The sequence below is a fragment of the Qipengyuania pacifica genome (genome assembly GCF_019711555.1).
GTDB classification, from domain to species: Bacteria; Pseudomonadota; Alphaproteobacteria; order Sphingomonadales; family Sphingomonadaceae; genus Qipengyuania; species Qipengyuania pacifica.
Genome location: NZ_JAIGNQ010000001.1, coordinates 688,392 through 705,047 on the forward strand (window position 1 = coordinate 688,392; position 16,656 = coordinate 705,047).

The window sequence follows — 16,656 nt, forward strand, 5'->3', positions numbered from 1 at the left end:
GGAGTTATCAATGATCGCACGTATATCGCTGGTTGCCGCACTGCTCGTGACCACTGCACCGCTCGCTGCACAGGGGGCGCCGATCGTGCTTCCGGGTGCGCCGGGCGCGGAGCCCCGCGTCATCGACGCAGCAGAAGCCATTGCTCTTTCCGATACACGCTTTTCGCCAGCCGATGTGTCTTTCATGCAGGGAATGATCGTCCATCATCAGCAAGCTGTCGATATGGCGAAACTGGTCCGGCAGCGCACCAATAACGAAGCGGTGCTAAAGACGGCCGATCGGATCGAAGCGGGGCAGAAAGACGAAATGGAATTCATGCGGACCTGGCTGGAGGACCGCAATCTTGACGTGGCCATGCAGGGCATGGGCCATGCCCATCACACGATGAAAGGAATGGCGTCGCCGGAGCAGATGCGCGAACTGGCCGCCGCGAACGGCACCGCCTTCGACCGCCTGTTTCTCGAGCTCATGGTCGCCCACCACCTCGGGGCGGTTGACATGGTGGATGAACTGCATGGCGTGTCGGGCAGCGCCTACGATCCGGTGATGTACGAATTCACCAATGATGTCGTCAGCGACCAGCGGTCCGAAATCGACAGAATGAATGCAACGCTTGCGACGCTCTCGACCGATCCGCGCGCAACGCTGAAGCCCGGTTTTCGCGACGCGGGCGAGGCGATTTCCAACATGCGCCACGTGGTGGCGCTGCAAAAGCCTGCAGGATTCTTCGACCCTGAAAACCCGGCTCAGTTGCAGCCGATCAAGGAGCGCGACAAAAGCAAGGACGAGGCGAAGAATACCTCTCGCAGGGACGGCGACGAGGAGGAAGACGAGCCTCAATTCGGTGAGCGCGGTTCGCTGCTGAGCTTTGCCTTCACCGATATGGCTTTCAGCGGCGATACGATGGTTGCGGGTAGTTACCACGGTTTCAACGCCTATCGTCTCGGACAGGACGGCGTGCCGCAACTGATCAGCTCGGTGGTGTGCCCGGGCGGACAGGGCGATGTATCTATCGCCGGCAATCTGCTGGTTATGAGCGTCGAAGATCGCCGGGGCCGGATCGACTGCGGCCTTGAAGGAGTCGATGACAAGGTCAGTGACGAGCGTTTCCGCGGGCTGCGTATTTTCGACATCTCCGACATCACGCGACCCAAGCAGGTCGGTCTGGTGCAGACCTGTCGCGGCAGCCATACCCATTCGATCGTCGACGCCGACGATCGCCGTTTGATCGTGTATAATTCGGGCACAAGCTATGTGCGCGATTCCGAAGAGGTTCCGGGCTGCTTCAGCGCGGGCGGTGATAACACGGCGCTCTTCAGCATCGACGTGATCGAGATTCCCGTCGCCGATCCATCGAAAGCCCGCATCGTTGACCGGCCCCGGGTATTTGCCCGCGATGGCGAAATTGCCGGTTTGTGGGGCGGGGGCGATCACGGCGACGGCACGCAGGACACCAGTCAGACGAACCAGTGCCACGACATTACCGTTTTCCCGGCAAAGAAGCTGGCGGCCGGGGCGTGTTCGGGCAATGGCATCATTCTCGACATCTCCGATCCCTTGAAGCCGCAGCGCATCGACGATGTGACCGACAAAGGATTTGCCTATTGGCATTCGGCCACCTTCAACAATGATGGTACCAAAGTGCTATTCACCGACGAATGGGGCGGGGGGGGGCGGCCACGCTGCCAGGCCGGCGACCCCAAGAACTGGGGAGCGGACGCGTTCTACGGAATCGAGAACGGCAAACTGGTTTACCGTGGAACCTACAAACTTCCGGCGCCGCAGGGCGACAAGGAAAACTGCGTTGCCCATAACGGATCGATCATTCCCGTTCCCGGGCGCGATATCTTCGTGCAGGCGTGGTATCAGGGCGGCATCAGCGTGATCGACTTCACCGACGATCAGAACATCCACGAAATCGCCTATTTCGACCGCGGGCCGATCGACAAGGATCAGCTTGTTACGGGTGGTTACTGGTCGGCCTATTGGTACAAGGGGCGGATCTACGCGACGGAAATCAGCCGCGGTCTGGATGTGTTCGCCTTAGAACCGAGCGAATTCCTGACGGCCGAGGAGATCGCGGCGGCGGAAGGCGCGGTGTACGCCGATGGCCTCTTCAACCCGCAAACACAGACCCAGGTGACATGGCCCGACGCGCTGGTGGCGGCAGCCGAGGACAGTCGCAAAGGCGGATGAATTCTCCGTCTCGACTGCACTAACGAGAAGGCCCCCGCCGATCGGATCAGCGGGGGCCTTTCGATGTGAGGGGTTGGAACCCTAGCCGGCGGGTTGGGACTGCACTTCTGCGGCCGCGAGCTGAACACGCTGGGCCAGCGCCGGATCGGTTTGCATCGCCGTGCCGATGGCGTTGAATGTTTCGGCATCGAGACCGGAGTTGGCGACGATCTGCGCAGCCTGTTGCTGCTTGGCAGCTTCATCGCCCGACAGAGTCTGAATTTCGACGACCGCTGCAGCGAAGCTTTTCACCTGTGTATCGGTAAATTCTGCATCAGCGGACTGTTCACCCATTGCCGGGCTTACCGGCGCATCCTGAGCAGGTGCTTCCTGGGCTGGCATAGTGGTTGCCGGATCCGCGGTCTGTTCTTCCATGGACTGAGCGGCAGCACCGCTAGCAAGAACCATGGCGGAGCCCGCGAGAAGAATATTGAGGGTTTTCATAGTGTTTTCCTTTGGACTGGTGTCCCCTGTGCAACCGATATGCGCATGATGGCTGGCATTGCGAACAGCTGGTGGGTTCAATTGTGTCTAAAGGAAGGCGGATACCCAGACATGTCGCTCACCTGCGATGAGTTGAGTGCAGCACGGTCAGCGAAACCTGCGAATCTGCAAAGAAAAGGCCCGGCAGGATCGCTCCTGCCGGGCCCAATCTCCGGGTTGGTCGAATAGGACTTAGAAGCCCATTCCACCCATTCCACCCATGCCGCCCATGTCGGGCATGGCGGGGGCAGACGACTTGTCTTCCGGCTTGTCGACGATCGCAGCTTCGGTCGTGATAAGCAGACCGGCAACCGATGCAGCGTTCTGCAGGGCAGTACGCACCACCTTGGTCGGGTCGATCACGCCAGCCGACACGAGGTTTTCATAGGTGTCGGTAGCGGCATTGAAGCCAAGGTTTTCGTCGTTGCCGTCGGTCAGCTTGCCCGAAACGACCGCACCGTCGTGACCGGCGTTGGCTGCGATCTGGCGAACCGGAGCGGTCAGCGCACGGCGGACGATGTCGATGCCGCGGGTCTGGTCGTCATTGCCGCCGGTCAGGCCTGCGAGAGCCTTCGAAGCGTAGAGGAGCGCCGTACCGCCGCCAGGGACGATGCCTTCTTCGACAGCTGCGCGGGTTGCGTGCAGCGCATCGTCGACGCGGTCCTTGCGTTCTTTCACTTCGACTTCGGTAGCACCGCCGACCTTGATGACGGCTACGCCGCCAGCGAGCTTGGCAAGACGTTCCTGCAGCTTTTCCTTGTCGTAATCGCTGCTGGTATTGTCGATCTGCGTGCGGATTTCCGTAACGCGGGCCTTGATGTCGCCTTCGTCACCGGCACCGTCGACGATGGTGGTGTTGTCCTTGTCGATGGTGACGCGCTTGGCTTCGCCGAGCATGCCGAGCGTGACGTTCTCGAGCTTGATGCCGAGGTCTTCGGAGATCATCTCGCCCTTGGTCAGGATCGCGATGTCCTGCAGCATCGCCTTGCGACGATCGCCGAAGCCTGGAGCCTTGACCGCAGCAACCTTGAGGCCGCCACGCAGCTTGTTGACCACGAGGGTAGCCAGCGCTTCGCCTTCGATGTCTTCCGCGATGATCAGCAGCGGACGGCCCGACTGGACAGCCGCTTCGAGCACCGGCAGCATCGCCTGCAGGTTCGACAGCTTCTTTTCGTGGATCAAGATGTACGGATTTTCGAGTTCGACCGTCATCTTGTCCGGGTTGGTGATGAAGTAGGGGCTGAGGTAGCCGCGATCGAACTGCATGCCTTCGACGGTTTCGAGCTCGAACTCGAGACCCTTGCTCTCGTCGACGGTGATCACGCCTTCCTTGCCGACCTTTTCCATGGCTTCGGCGATCTTTTCGCCGACTTCACGGTCGCCATTGGCCGAGATGATGCCGACCTGCGCGATTTCGTTCGAGCCGGACACGTCCTTCGAACGGGCCTTGAGGTCTTCGACAACCTTCGTAACGGCGATGTCGATGCCGCGCTTGAGGTCCATCGGGTTCATACCCGCTGCGACCGACTTCATGCCTTCGGTCACGATCGACTGGGCAAGCACGGTGGCAGTGGTGGTGCCGTCACCGGCGGCGTCGTTCGACTTCGAAGCGACTTCCTTGAGCATCTGCGCGCCCATGTTCTCGAACTTGTCCTTGAGTTCGATTTCCTTGGCGACGGTGACGCCGTCCTTGGTGATGCGCGGAGCGCCGAAGCTCTTGTCGATGACGACGTTGCGGCCCTTGGGGCCCAGCGTAACCTTGACGGCGTTAGCGAGGATATCGACGCCGCGCTGAATGCCTTCGCGGGCATCGCGGCTGAATTTTACGTCTTTGGCAGCCATAATGCTGTCCTTTCCGTTCAGATTTCTATTCGATCAGATTACTGAAGTTGACACAGTTGACAGTGTCATGACGAAGGAGATGGGCTCAGCCCATGATCCCCATGATGTCGCTTTCCTTCATGATCAGCAGGTCTTCGCCATCGAGCTTGACCTCGGTGCCGGACCATTTGCCGAACAGAACGCGATCGCCAGCCTTGACGTCGAGCGGGGTAACCGTGCCGTCTTCAGCCTTGGCGCCCGAACCGACGGCGACGATTTCGCCTTCGCTGGGCTTTTCCTTGGCGCTGTCGGGGATGATGATGCCGCCTGCGGTCTTCTCATCAGCTTCGATGCGACGGACCAGTACGCGGTCATGCAGCGGACGAAATGCCATTGTGTGTGACCTCTTGAATGAGTGTGAATGTTCGTTGGCACTCCCACATCGAGAGTGCCAGCGAGGGGCATTTGGGGTCAGGCGCCAAGGGTGTCAACGGGGGCGCAGGGAAAAAATTTGGCCGGCGCGACAGGCCGGGGCAGGGGGTGGCCAAGACGCGCCCGGTTCCCTATCGCGCGCCCCAATTCCAGATTAGCCAGCAAGAGGCCAGCCCGTCATGACGACCGACAAAACCATTGCCGCACTGACCATTCCCGAACAGATCTGGCTGTGGTTGCGCTTGAACATGGTGGAAATCGCCGGCGCTTTCGCCGTGCTGGTCATCGGCCTGCTGCTGGCAGGGATCCTGTCGGGCTGGGTGGCGCGCGCACTGAACCGGTCGGATCGCATTGATCCCACGGTCGCCAACTTTCTTTCCAACTTGGTCAAATATGCGCTGTGGGCGCTGGTGCTGGTCACCGTGCTGGCACAGTTCGGCGTGGAAACGACCAGCATCCTCGCTGCATTGGGCGGTATGGCGCTGGCCGTTGGCCTGGCTTTACAGGGCACGCTCAGCAATGTGGCATCGGGTGTGATGATCCTGGTGCAGAAGCCATTCAAGATCGGGGAATCGATCAATGCCGGTTCCATTTCCGGTACCGTCCAGCAGATCGGCTTGTTCACGACCGAGCTCAAACAGTTCGACGGCCTGTTCGTCATGGTCCCGAATTCGGAGCTGTGGAACCAGGCGATCGTCAATCTCAATCGTCATCCGACCCGCCGGCTCGAGCTGATCGTGGGCATTGCCTATGATGATAGCATGCAGCAGGCGCGCCAGGAATTGCTGGCGCTTGCCGAAGCGGATGAGCGCGTGCTGAAGGATCCAGCACCGCAGACCTTCGTCAGCTCGCTCGACGACAGTTCGGTGGGCATCGGCATGCGCGTGTGGTGCGCCACAGGTGACTATCTGGCGCTGTCCTGGGATCTGACCGAGGCGACCAAGGCGCGTTTCGACGACGTCGGTATTTCGATCCCGTTCCCGCAGCGCGACATCTGGCAGCGCAGCGCCTGAGCTATCGACTGGCGGGGCGCAGGGTCAGACCCAGCGCCTCGCGTCGATGCCAGCGCCAACCCAGCAGGGCCGCTGCAAAGGTCAGGCCCGTTGCAAGGCCGATCCAGACCCCTGTCCCTTCGAGCGGGGTGGCAAAGCCCAGAACCAGAGCGGTTCCGATGCCCGGTACCCAATAGGCGAAGGCGGCAATCCACATGGGAATTCGGGTGTCCTGCAATCCCCGCAATGCGCCGGCGGCAACGGCCTGCATCCCGTCGAACAGCTGGAAGGCGGCGGCGATGACGATATATTGCAGCGCGAAGCCGACCAGGACGGCGTTTTTCGGATCCCACGGATCGACGTAGATCGCGATCAGCGGCTTGGGGATGACCACCATGGCAAGTGCGGTCAGAACCATGAAGCCGGTACCAACCACGATTGCGGTCCATCCCGCGCGCCGAATGCCGCCCTCGTCGCGCGCGCCATAGAAATAACCCACGCGGATGGTGGCAGCCTGTCCCACGCCGAACGGCACCTGGAAAGCCAGCGCCGCGATCTGCAGGGCCACCGTATGGGCGGCGAGCTCGCTCGCGCCGATATTGCCCATCAGGAAGGCGGCAGCTCCGAAGATGCCGGCCTCTGCCGTGATTGTAAGCGCGATTGGCGTGCCAATGGCAGCAATATGCCGGAAGCGCGCCCAGTCCGGTGACCACCAACGACCGAAAATATGATAGCGATGCAGCCGCGGATCGAGCCGGATGGCGACGATATAGGCAAGCAGCGTCGTGAAAGTGGTTATGATGGTCGCCACCGCGGCACCCTGCAGTCCAAGCTCCGGTGCGCCGAAATTGCCGAAGATAAAGGCGTAATTTGCCACCGCATTGACGAAGATGCCGCCGGCAGTGATCGCCGTGGCGAAAATCGGGCGGTCGAGAGTGGAGACGAAACTGCGCAGCACGTTGTTGAACAGCATCGGCACCATCGAAAGGACGAGCAGCGTATTATACTCGATAGCCAGCGCGATGATCTGGGGTTCCTGCCCTGTCACGCGCATCAATGGGCCGAGTAGAAGACACAGACCCATGCCCACGATACCGGCAAACAGGGCCAGCCACAGCGCCATGCGAACCGATCGGCGCACGGGCCGCAAGGCCGGGGCGCGCTCGCCGAGCTCTGCCGCCGCAACCGGGGCCACGGCGCCGGTCAGGCCACATAGGGCCCACATGACCAGCCCGAACACGGCCACCGCCAGCGCCGACGCGGCCAGCTGATCCTCGCCCAGTCGTGCGATGAAAATCACGTCGATGGCGTAGGTGAGCATCTGCAACAGGTTCGCCGTCGCTAGCGGCCAGCTCAGCCGCAGCGTCGCGCGAAGTTCATCGCGCCAACCATCGCCGCGTGTCCGCGGGGGTGTCAGAGGGGCCAAATCTGCCATGACAAGCCGGCCCGGTTAGGCGCCTCCGCAATGGTCCTCCATAGTTTTTTCGGGATTGCCGAACTTTCTACCTGCCTGCGCGTCCGGGAAGGCACACCCGAATTTAGTGTCTTCAAACCGGTTTATTTTGGTGCATCTCGCAATTGCCCTTGCGAGACCGGCTGCCGAGGGTCAGCTTTTCAAGACCGGCGGACTGCGGTCGTCGGTGGGATGGGGGTGATTCGATGCACGGCACTTATCAGCTGACGGAAACTCGCGAAGGTGTGCGCGTTTATTCGTACGCCTCCGATCTAGATGCGTTGATTGCCAGCTTTCCGCCACTGGCGTTCGTCGATCCTGACCCCCGCACGCTGGTAGGCAAATGGACCATCGCGGGGTTGAACGCATCTGCGTCAGTCCTCCTCCTTACGATCGGTGCGTCTTCGCAGGTCGAATGGGATGATGAGGCGCTCGTCCCAGCAGCGGCTCGCGTTGTTCCAGTTGCGACTGGAGCGCAGATCGAAACGTCACGCGCACCAGCGGCACAGGAGATTGCGAAGGCTTCGCCGGCGCCATTCGAGCTGGCGACTCCGATCCGCCGATCTACGCTGAACATGCCGGCCACCCCCGTCGAAGCGTTGCTACCATTGAAAACGGATACCGCGCCGACCGAAGCGGATATCGTTCGGCCGCCATCTGGTGCGCTAGGTGAGGATACCGCCGAGGACACGGTTGCCTTCGAGGTGGATGTACTTTTGACACCGCCGGCGTCACCTTCGGCGAACCACGGCGGCCTCACACATCTGACTGCCCGCGTAGATGGATTAGTGACTGGGCAGATCGAATTCAGCGATGCCAATCAGACCGTCAGCGTCAATCTCGGATCGGTCTTGGCGGCTCTGGCAGATCGTTTCCCGACCGAGGAATATGACCGCCTATCGAACTCGCCTGCCGCGCAAAGCTTTGTCGCGATCGATCGACTCGCAACTGCTGGACTTGGGATAAGCTATGATCCGATCTATGACGAAATCTTGATCGATACAGGCCAAAATGCCTCCGACATAGCTACAAATCAGGTACAGGAGCCTTTCGCATATTCGTAGCTGGTGCCGTCGGCTTCTGTAACCGATGCCTTGATGCACCATGGTTCGGCGGCGCTCATGCGCATCGTGGAAAGTATCGCGTTCTGTCCCGCAATTAGCTTGGTTCGGCCCTTATGTCGGCTGGTGGAGCGGCCTTCGATCACGAGTTCGTAGCTGACCTCCTGGTCCGAATCTGAATGTCCGTTGAGGACCACCGTGACCGCATCAGCCGTTTCCTCGACATCCATGCTGATCGCCCGGGGTGGTTGGCTGGTTGCCATGGTCGCGGCGCTCCCGAAAAAGAAGTAGATCAGAGCAAGGATACGCATCAATTACCGCCCGGCTGCGAAAGTTGATTGACGATCGCCTCGATCAATGCCTCCGTCGCAGGGGGAAGGCCGGCTTGCGGCTCTTCCTTGGCGGCGGGGGGGGGCGTGGTTGAGGGGAGAGTCAAAGAGGCCAAAGCCTGCAAGTCCTGATCCTCAGGTGAGAGTTCGCGGCGCGTCGCATCGCGAGACGCATTCGCCACCCCGACACCCGCCACAGAAGCATACTTCTCTCCGACCAGTACCTGTTCAGCGGTCAGCGAGGGCGCTGGACGAGGCGAGAAATCGCCTGAGCGTGTTTCGATCCGACGGGCACAAAAATCGGCATCCTTATCGGACAGCAATTCTGCACTGCAACGGTCCATGCCTTCGACACGGGTAAGTTCAAGTGTAGTATCCGGACGGCTCAGCTGTTGCACATCCTTGCCGCCGTCGCCGTCCGGCGCTCCAATCGGATCTGACATCTCGGCATCGCCGCGCTTGCTAAGCTGTTCGATATCCTGCGCTATGGATGGAGCGTCGATCGGATCGACCTGCTCAACGGCGATCTGCTGAGAAAGCAAGATCACTCCCAACGTGACTAGGAAGGTCATTGGGTCATCCTTTTTGCCTCAGCCCCCGCCATTGGTCTGGATCACGATAAGACCGGCGCCCCCGGTCTGTTCGATCTGAAGGTCGGATAATCCGCTACCGACCTGCGACCAGTCGAGCCTGTTGTTAGCACCCAGTTGCGATGCTGTCATGGCATTGCCGTCACCCGCCTGAGTGAGCCGCGCCTGATTGTCGCTACCGTCCTGAATGAGGGATAAACTGTTCGAGTCGCCGGTCTGGCTGATCGCCCCGGCCGAATAGGCAAGGCCGGCTTCGCGCTGAAGTATGTCAGCGACGTTGCCATTGCCCTGCTGTGCAAGGACGAGAGCAGTCTGGCCATTCCCATCCTGGGCGATGTCAACCTCGTTGAGGTTGCCGTTCTGCGCGGCAGCCGCATAATGCGGTGCGGAGCTCTGGCGGATGGCTGCACGGTTGCCTTCGCCCTGCTGCGCAACCTGTGTGCTGGCGGCGTTTCCATCCTGCTGGGCGCTCGCCTCGTTGCTGCTGCCGATCTGGCTGACGAAGATGCCGCTGTCCTGATCAAGTGGCGCTTCGACGGGCTCGAACTGGGGAGCGCTGCCTGCACCTTGGGCAAAGGCCGCGACAGCCCATAGGGTCGCGGCGACCAACGCGGCCGCTGCCGCGCTCGCTCGCGTGGTCTGGTTCGGGCTGATCATGGCTCTACTCCATTCGAATTCGTGATGCGGCCGCTGCGGAACCGTGTGCCGGACTGAGGGGGGACGGGCCGCCTGGCTGGCGACCCGTCTGGGGTTGTCAAGGCATCGATACGATGCCTTCAGCCTGCATTGGGCATCAGACGGGCTGAAACCCGCCCGTACGCCTTAGAACGTTCCGGTAGGTACAGCAGCGTTCTGACCGACAAGCGCGGCATTTCCATTACCGTTCTGAGAAACGAAGGACTCGTTCCCGGAAGCCCCTTGAGCGACGTCGGCATTGTTGCCCATGCCGTTTTGAAAGATCGACGAGTAGTTGTCCGATCCGGATTGGTCCACGCGAGCCCGATTGTCGTCGCCGTCTTGTTCGATCAGCGAGTCGTTGAACTCTCCGGTCTGCGAAACGGTCGCGAAGTTCGAACTGCTCGCACTCAGCGTGCCCTGACGGATGCGCGACTTCAAGTTTTCACCCTCCTGAAGCAGAACGGCTTCCTGATTGTAGCCAATCTGGACAATCCCGGCTCCAAGACCGATGCCGCCATTGTCGTTATTGTTACCGATCTGATCGACATCTACGCGGTTCGCGACGCCAAGCTGGCCCGTCGCGCTCGTGTTGTAAGAGCCTCTCTGGTAGATATTCGCATCGAAATTCGATGAATCGCCACCGTCGAAAAGGCCGGCCGGCAGTTGAGTAGACGATCCAAGCTGACCGACAGCCGCGAAATTGTCGGTACCATCCTGCGTGACATTTGCGACGGTATCGAGGCTCAGTTCGCCTACAAGTGCCGTGTTGTAGTCACCGTCCTGATCGATACCGACTGTCGATCCAATTGCGATCTGCCCAGCCACTGCGTTGTTGTCGTTGCCAAGCTGATCGATATCGATCGTCGAGAAGCCTGCGGCCTGAATCACCAGCGCATCGTTATCCGATCCGTTCTGAATGATATCGACATCAGAACCAAGAGCGACCTGTGAGACGTTCGACATGTTGCCCTGACCCGTCTGAGTCACATCGACTGTCGAGTCGATCGCCGCCTGACCTACCAAGGAGGTGTTGCCTTGAGACCCAAGGTCCGCATTTGTCTGGATCACATTGACTGTCGCATTAGAGCCCACTTGCCCGACCGACGAACTGTTGGCGTTGCCCTTCTGATCAACATCGACAATGCTCGCACCGCTGGTCTGCTCGTACTGGGTCACGGTTGAGTAGTTGTCCGTGCCGTCCTGATCGACGTACACGAAGCTGCCGTCACCCTGCTGCTCGACGTCCGAATCGTTGCCCGAACCGTTTTGAAGCACATCGGCTAGGTTGTCCGAGGCCGTCGAAGTCTGTAGGATGGTAGACATGTTCTGATCGCCGGTCGTGCTGGTTTGCGTGACCTTGGCGGTATTGTTCGCACCATCCTGATCGATGTCGGAATCATTGGATCCAGCCGAGGCGATCTGCGTCACTACGGCAGTTTCGTCTGTGCCGGTCTGTTCGATATCGGACGTGTTTTGTGCGAGGGCAGGCGCGCCAATCGCGAGAGCGAAAGCGGACGCACCAGTTACAAGAAGATTCTTCATGGGTAATTCCCTGTTAAGTTTTACGGAAGGTAGCGGGAGCCGACGAAGCCCCCGCCTTCCATTTCAATTACATCGAGCCCGGTGCGCTCTGAACCACGGTGGCCGAGTTGCCGGTGCCGCTCTGATAAACATTCGAGTAATTGCCCGAATCGGACTGGCTCACGTCCGCTACGTTACCTGTGCCCGTCTGGAAGATATCGGAATCGTTGCCCGCACCGTTTTGGTAGACCTTGGCCAAGTTGTCGCCTGTTCCAAGGCCGTTTTCCTGTATGATCTCAGAAGTGTTGCTCGAACCGAACTGGTCGACGTCAGCTTCCTGCATGTCGCCCGACTGGGTGATCGTCGAGTTGAGGCCAAGGCCGGCCTGATACACATTTGCGACCGCGCTGCTGCCATCGTTCTGATAGACGATGCTTCTGGCGTTGCCAGAAATCTGCTGAACGAAGGCCGTAGAAGATGTGTTGGTCTGTTCGATCAGCGAGTAGGCGTTATCCGTATCCGGACCTTGGATCAGGGTCGCGGTGGAACCGAAAGCATCGTCGTCCTGATAGATGCGCGAGTAGCTGGCCGTACCGGCCTGAATCGCAGTTGCCAGAACATCGAAGTCGCGCTGCTCGACCTCCGAACGGTTAAGCGACCCACTCTGGGTTACGAATGCAGTCATTTCGCCTTCGGCGCCTTGGATTACAGACGAGTCGTTATCCATGCCGGTTTGCGTTACGTCTACATCGCTGTCCGATCCACGCTGCTGAACGAAGGACGAATTACGTTCGCCGTCCTGAATGACGTCGATGTCCGAATACGGGTCAGCGGTGTCGTTGCGGATGTCCTGAATGATATCCGACTGGTTGCCTGTGCCGTACTGCTGGTTGCGGGCAGTCACGCCGGATCCTGCGGTATCTGGGTCGGTAGCAATATTCAGGCCACCCTGATCAATCTGCGAACGGTTGCTTGCGCCGTCTTGGATGATCCGGGCGTTGAGCGCATATCCCGAGGGCAGGGTATTGCCGGCTGGCGATTCCGATTCCTGGTTGATCGTGGCCGAGTTGCCGGGATTGGAGCCGGGGTTCGTGCTATTCTGCTCGATGCGAGCGCGGCTGTTGTTCCCGATCTGGTTGATAGTCGCATCGTTCGATGGAACATTGAACAGGTTCGAACCGACCGTCGGATCTTCAGTCTGCGTGACTTCCGCGAGGTTGTCATCGCCGTTTTGATCAATGTCGGACATGCCTTCATTGCCGGTCTGGCTGACCACGGCCACATTGTCGTCGCCGTTCTGCAGGATGTCCGAATTCTGCAGCGACTGCGCAGCAGCAGGACCGGCCAGCGCAAGCGCGGCGGCCGAAGCGGTATGGAGTAGTACGTTCTTCATGGTTGCATCACCTTTTGATTAAGGCGATAACCATCGTCGACCGCGGCGCATCAGACGCCGGGCATCACCAGGTTATCGCAGCCTACACACTGCACGGGCGAGAGTTGCCGCTCTCGTTCGTGCTTTCTTTTGCGACCTTTTGTCACATGCGCTCATTGGGTCTTAAGCGCATGCTTAGTCAGAAATAGATTATGTTCCTCCTCCGGAGTGTCCGGCGGCTCTCAATTCTTCTCCTCGTCGTCCCTGTCGACAATAGTCAGTGCGCTGAAGGATCCGGCCTTCTGGAAGGCTTTCTGCACGTCACGGGCCTCGTAGACACCGTCGCGTTCCTTGCGGTAAAGCGCACGTAAAGGCTCGGCATTCGCCATGTCGGCGAACTGCCAGAGATCGAGATCGACCCCTTCCATGACCAAGCCGAAAACCGCCTTTTCGACGGCCTGCTGCAAGGCGATCTGGTCGGGTTCGTTAGTGGTGTAGCCAAACTCCGCTTCGAGCAATTCCTTGAATGCAACGAAGCGATAGGCGCTGGCACCGACCGCTTGGGAGGCGATCGTCTTGGAAGCGGTCACGGTAGTCAGAACCTCGCCCGTACGGACCGATACCGCGCGCAGATACACCGTGACCGTATCCTGACGATATTCGGTGCGTCCGCCGATACCCAGGAAGGCTGCACCGGCGCCGCCGGTCACGGTATTGGTATCGTAGCCCACGATGCCGCCTTCGAGCAGAACGCCAGCGAACAGTAGAGCAGGCAAGGCGTTCGGATTGACGCCTTCTTCGCCGAGGTAGCGCTTACGCATCTCGGAAATGATCTGTCGTTCCTTGAGCAGGTTATCCAGCCGCTCGCGCTCCACAATGGTGAACCACTGCCGACTGCCCGCTTCTTGTAGCGCCTTCACCAGCATCGAGCTGGCACCCTGGGTGACGGCACGCGACAGCGTTTGACCCGCCTCGGTCGGTTTGAATTGCCCGGTCTGGTCCGTGAAACCATAAACTGCAACTGCGACCTGACGCTGGGGAGCCGGCAAGTCGTTCAGTAGGACCTGCGTCTGGGTCTTTTTCGGGAAATAGGCGAGACTGGTGTCGGTTGGCAGGAAGTCGCGGCCGCTGTTGGTGAGGGTGGTACAGCCCATGAGCGCAATGCAGGCTGCGGCTGCGGCGAGGGTGCGCACGATCCGCATGTTCAGTCGACCTCAACGAACAACGGCACGACGATCCGCGTCTCTTCACCGGTGTCATCGTTGGTGATGACGAGCGTGACGGAATCGAGTGAGCGGAAGAATTCGATCGTCTGTCCGCCAAAGCTGATGGTTCCGCTTTCCTGCGGATTATCGCCGAAGATCGCGTCAACGACCTGCGAGGACAGGGCGGACAACAGGCGTGACTGCAATTGTCGTGCAAAGATATCGGCTTGCGAATTACTGCTCGAAGAATTGGGGTCGCGATACTTGTTCTGCGCGTTCGCGGTCCCGAGAATGTGGTTAGAGTTGAACGGGTTTCCACCGAATGTGGGACTGATCGGTTCGTGAACCAGATCCTGCGCCGAAAGCGGCACAGTAGAAAGCATGAACACGGCTCCGAAGAAGAAGCCGATTTTCCCTGTAGACACCCCAAAACCCCCAAGTCGTGATCGAATATCGACTGCGGATTTGTCCGTCAGACGATGAGCTGATTCATTATGCGACTCGTTGTGGAACTCACGCTACTCGCGGGCGCTGTTGGTGAGAACCCCCATTTAGGTTTCGTTAAGCACTGACCCGATTTGGTACAAGCACGTCCGACTGCGTTTTCACCAGCGTCTCGTGAAACGGCAAGTCACTGAAAAATCTGCTATCTGTTATGTTGCAAGAGGCTGGTGCTCGAAGAAGCGGCACCGAACAAGGCTAATCAAGATACGATGGGATATCAATACGAGCAGTGCAAATCGTAAAAAGGGCGGCGCCTTGCGGTGCCGCCCTTTCGTGATCTCGAAACGAGATCGAAGCGTAAGCGAAAAGCTTACTTGAGTTCGACGGTACCGCCGGCTGCTTCGATCTTGCCCTTGATTTCTTCGGCTTCTGCCTTGTTGACGCCTTCCTTGAGCGGCTTGGGCGCGCCTTCGACGAGAGCCTTGGCTTCCGAGAGGCCCAGACCGGTGATGGCGCGGACTTCCTTGATCACCTGGATCTTCTTGCCACCGTCGCCGGTCAGGACGACGTCGAATTCGGTCTGCTCTTCAGCAGCCGCACCAGCGTCACCACCGGCAGCAGGGCCAGCAACGGCAACAGCAGCAGCAGCGCTAACGCCCCACTCTTCTTCAAGCGCCTTGGCAAGCTCAGCGGCTTCCATGACAGTCAGCTTCGACAGTTCTTCAACAAGCTTGGCGATATCGGCCATGATGTTTCACTCCAAATATAAGGCCGGGGAGCCCGATTGGGTCTGCCCCGATGAATATGTGTTCTATGCGGGAACCAGCTCTTACGCGGCTTCTTTGGCGCCGTAGGCACCGAATACGCGTGCGAGCATCGAGGTGGGTTCCTTGATCGTGCGGACGACCTTGGTCGCCGGCGCGTTGAGGAGGCCCACGATCGTGCCACGAAGTTCGTCGAGGCTCGGCATCGAGGCGAGTGCCTTGACCCCTGCTTCGTCGAGCTTCTGCGCGCCCATCGAACCGCCGACGATTTCAATCTTGTCGGTGGTCTTGGCGAAATCCACCACGGCCTTGGCCGCAGCAACCGGATCCTCGGAATAACCAAGGGCGGTCGGACCGGACAGGTACTCGTCGAGACCTGCGTAGTCGGTGTCCTTCAGGGCGAGCTTGGCGAGACGGTTCTTCGCAACCTGGTAAGTCGCACCGGCTTCACGCATCTTCGAGCGCAGTTCGGTCGACTGAGCAACCGTAAGGCCCAGGTTGCGGGTCACGACGACCACGCCAGCCTGGTTGAAGACTTCGCTGAGCTGGGCGACCGCATCGGCTTTCTGCGAACGATCCATGCCATACTCCTTCACTATGGCCGTTCGCTTGCGGCGAACGACCGGCTACGTTTGTCCGCGCCGCCGAAGCGACACGGGCGAGTCCGTTGAGGGGGAAGGAGGTGCACCAACAGGCGCGAAACGACGATGCAGAACATCGTCACGAAATCTCTGTTCCCCGTCTAGGCTGGAAATTAAGACCGGCACATTCCGGTCACCAACTGTCTCGGACGGATGAACGGGCAAACCAAAAAGGCCCGCCGTTCGGTGGCGGGCCTCTAAGGATTTGGGTGATTCTGTCAAGCAGAACCCGCGTGAGTCATCGACTCCAGCGTTATTCGGCCATCGGATCCGCTTCCATGGGCTCACCTGTCGCGGTGCCGGTGGGCGGAGTAGTCATGGTATCGTCCATGGTACCGGTTTCGGTGCCCGTCATCATCGGTGCGGGCGTTTCCATCGGATCACTCATGCCCTGATCCATAGGCTCAACAGCGTTGGCTTCGAGATCCGTGGTGTCGGTTCCGTCAACGGAGTCGCCGCAGGCGGCAACCGAAAGGGCGAAGGGGAGGGCGGCGATGATAGCAAACTTCTTCATGTCATAATCTCCTTTCGAGAGCATGGCCATAAAACCGCCACAATTGCCATCGGTTCCAAAAAAGCCCTTTTGACGCGAAAAAGGCCCGCCCCCCATGAGGGACAGGCCTTTCGTTAATCG

At 59.6% G+C, this 16,656-nt stretch carries 17 protein-coding genes; 3 read left to right on the forward strand and 14 right to left on the reverse strand.

Annotated features, from left to right (window positions below; translation table 11 throughout):
* Positions 1-10: 10 nt before the first annotated feature.
* Positions 11-2,197 (forward strand): DUF305 domain-containing protein, encoded by a 2,187-nt coding sequence (locus K3177_RS03470; protein WP_221597042.1) that lies wholly within the window; start codon positions 11-13, stop codon positions 2,195-2,197.
* Positions 2,198-2,278: 81 nt separating this feature from the next.
* On the opposite strand, the gene K3177_RS03475 is transcribed toward K3177_RS03470, so the two are convergent.
* From K3177_RS03475 to groES, 3 genes are all read right to left on the reverse strand, one after another.
* Entirely contained in the window at positions 2,279-2,680 is a 402-nt protein-coding gene (locus tag K3177_RS03475; RefSeq protein WP_221597043.1) for a DUF4168 domain-containing protein, read from the reverse strand.
* A gap of 231 nt (positions 2,681-2,911) precedes the next feature.
* Entirely contained in the window at positions 2,912-4,561 is a 1,650-nt protein-coding gene (groL, locus tag K3177_RS03480; protein ID WP_196847499.1) for a chaperonin GroEL, read from the reverse strand.
* A gap of 85 nt (positions 4,562-4,646) precedes the next feature.
* Positions 4,647-4,934 (reverse strand): co-chaperone GroES, encoded by a 288-nt coding sequence (gene groES / locus K3177_RS03485; protein WP_103023005.1) that lies wholly within the window; start codon positions 4,932-4,934, stop codon positions 4,647-4,649.
* A gap of 217 nt (positions 4,935-5,151) precedes the next feature.
* Here groES and K3177_RS03490 point away from each other — a divergent pair, with 217 nt between their 5' ends.
* Positions 5,152-5,985 (forward strand): mechanosensitive ion channel family protein, encoded by an 834-nt coding sequence (locus tag K3177_RS03490; RefSeq protein ID WP_103023006.1) that lies wholly within the window; start codon positions 5,152-5,154, stop codon positions 5,983-5,985.
* Between the two features lies 1 nt (position 5,986).
* Here K3177_RS03490 and K3177_RS03495 read toward each other — a convergent pair whose 3' ends face one another.
* Positions 5,987-7,399, reverse strand: a complete 1,413-nt coding sequence (locus tag K3177_RS03495) for an MATE family efflux transporter (RefSeq protein ID WP_221597044.1) — start codon at positions 7,397-7,399, stop codon at positions 5,987-5,989.
* A gap of 224 nt (positions 7,400-7,623) precedes the next feature.
* Between K3177_RS03495 and K3177_RS03500 the strand changes: the two genes are divergently transcribed.
* Positions 7,624-8,481 carry a hypothetical protein gene (locus tag K3177_RS03500; protein WP_221597046.1) on the forward strand — a complete coding sequence of 286 codons (858 nt, stop codon included), beginning with the start codon at positions 7,624-7,626 and terminating at the stop codon, positions 8,479-8,481.
* Here the strand turns inward: K3177_RS03500 and csgH are convergent.
* The 10 genes from csgH to K3177_RS03550 form a co-directional block, all read right to left on the reverse strand.
* Positions 8,451-8,789, reverse strand: a complete 339-nt coding sequence (csgH, locus tag K3177_RS03505; RefSeq protein WP_221597048.1) for a curli-like amyloid fiber formation chaperone CsgH — start codon at positions 8,787-8,789, stop codon at positions 8,451-8,453. The two genes, K3177_RS03500 and csgH, sit on opposite strands and share 31 nt — an antisense overlap.
* Positions 8,789-9,379, reverse strand: a complete 591-nt coding sequence (locus K3177_RS03510; protein WP_221597050.1) for a hypothetical protein — start codon at positions 9,377-9,379, stop codon at positions 8,789-8,791. The genes csgH and K3177_RS03510 overlap by 1 nt, the downstream gene beginning before the upstream one ends.
* Positions 9,380-9,397: 18 nt before the next feature.
* A complete protein-coding gene (locus K3177_RS03515; RefSeq protein WP_221597052.1) occupies positions 9,398-10,054 on the reverse strand; it encodes a hypothetical protein in 657 nt (218 codons plus the stop codon).
* Between the two features lie 165 nt (positions 10,055-10,219).
* On the reverse strand, positions 10,220-11,617 hold the full coding sequence (locus K3177_RS03520) for a hypothetical protein (RefSeq protein WP_221597054.1): 1,398 nt from the start codon (positions 11,615-11,617) through the stop codon (positions 10,220-10,222).
* 67 nt (positions 11,618-11,684) lie between these two features.
* Positions 11,685-12,989, reverse strand: coding sequence for a hypothetical protein (locus tag K3177_RS03525; RefSeq protein ID WP_221597056.1), 1,305 nt, complete (start codon positions 12,987-12,989; stop codon positions 11,685-11,687).
* A gap of 221 nt (positions 12,990-13,210) precedes the next feature.
* Positions 13,211-14,170, reverse strand: a complete 960-nt coding sequence (locus K3177_RS03530) for a CsgG/HfaB family protein (RefSeq protein WP_221597058.1) — start codon at positions 14,168-14,170, stop codon at positions 13,211-13,213.
* 2 nt (positions 14,171-14,172) lie between these two features.
* On the reverse strand, positions 14,173-14,598 hold the full coding sequence (locus tag K3177_RS03535) for a curli assembly protein CsgF (RefSeq protein ID WP_345725348.1): 426 nt from the start codon (positions 14,596-14,598) through the stop codon (positions 14,173-14,175).
* A gap of 389 nt (positions 14,599-14,987) precedes the next feature.
* Entirely contained in the window at positions 14,988-15,365 is a 378-nt protein-coding gene (gene rplL, locus K3177_RS03540; RefSeq protein WP_103023012.1) for a 50S ribosomal protein L7/L12, read from the reverse strand.
* A gap of 81 nt (positions 15,366-15,446) precedes the next feature.
* The gene (gene rplJ, locus K3177_RS03545; protein WP_103023013.1) at positions 15,447-15,962 is read right to left on the reverse strand and encodes a 50S ribosomal protein L10; all 516 of its coding nucleotides are present in this window, start codon (positions 15,960-15,962) and stop codon (positions 15,447-15,449) included.
* Positions 15,963-16,275: 313 nt separating this feature from the next.
* Complete coding sequence (locus K3177_RS03550) at positions 16,276-16,536, reverse strand: hypothetical protein (RefSeq protein WP_196847506.1); 261 nt, start codon at positions 16,534-16,536, stop codon at positions 16,276-16,278.
* Positions 16,537-16,656 lie beyond the last annotated feature (120 nt).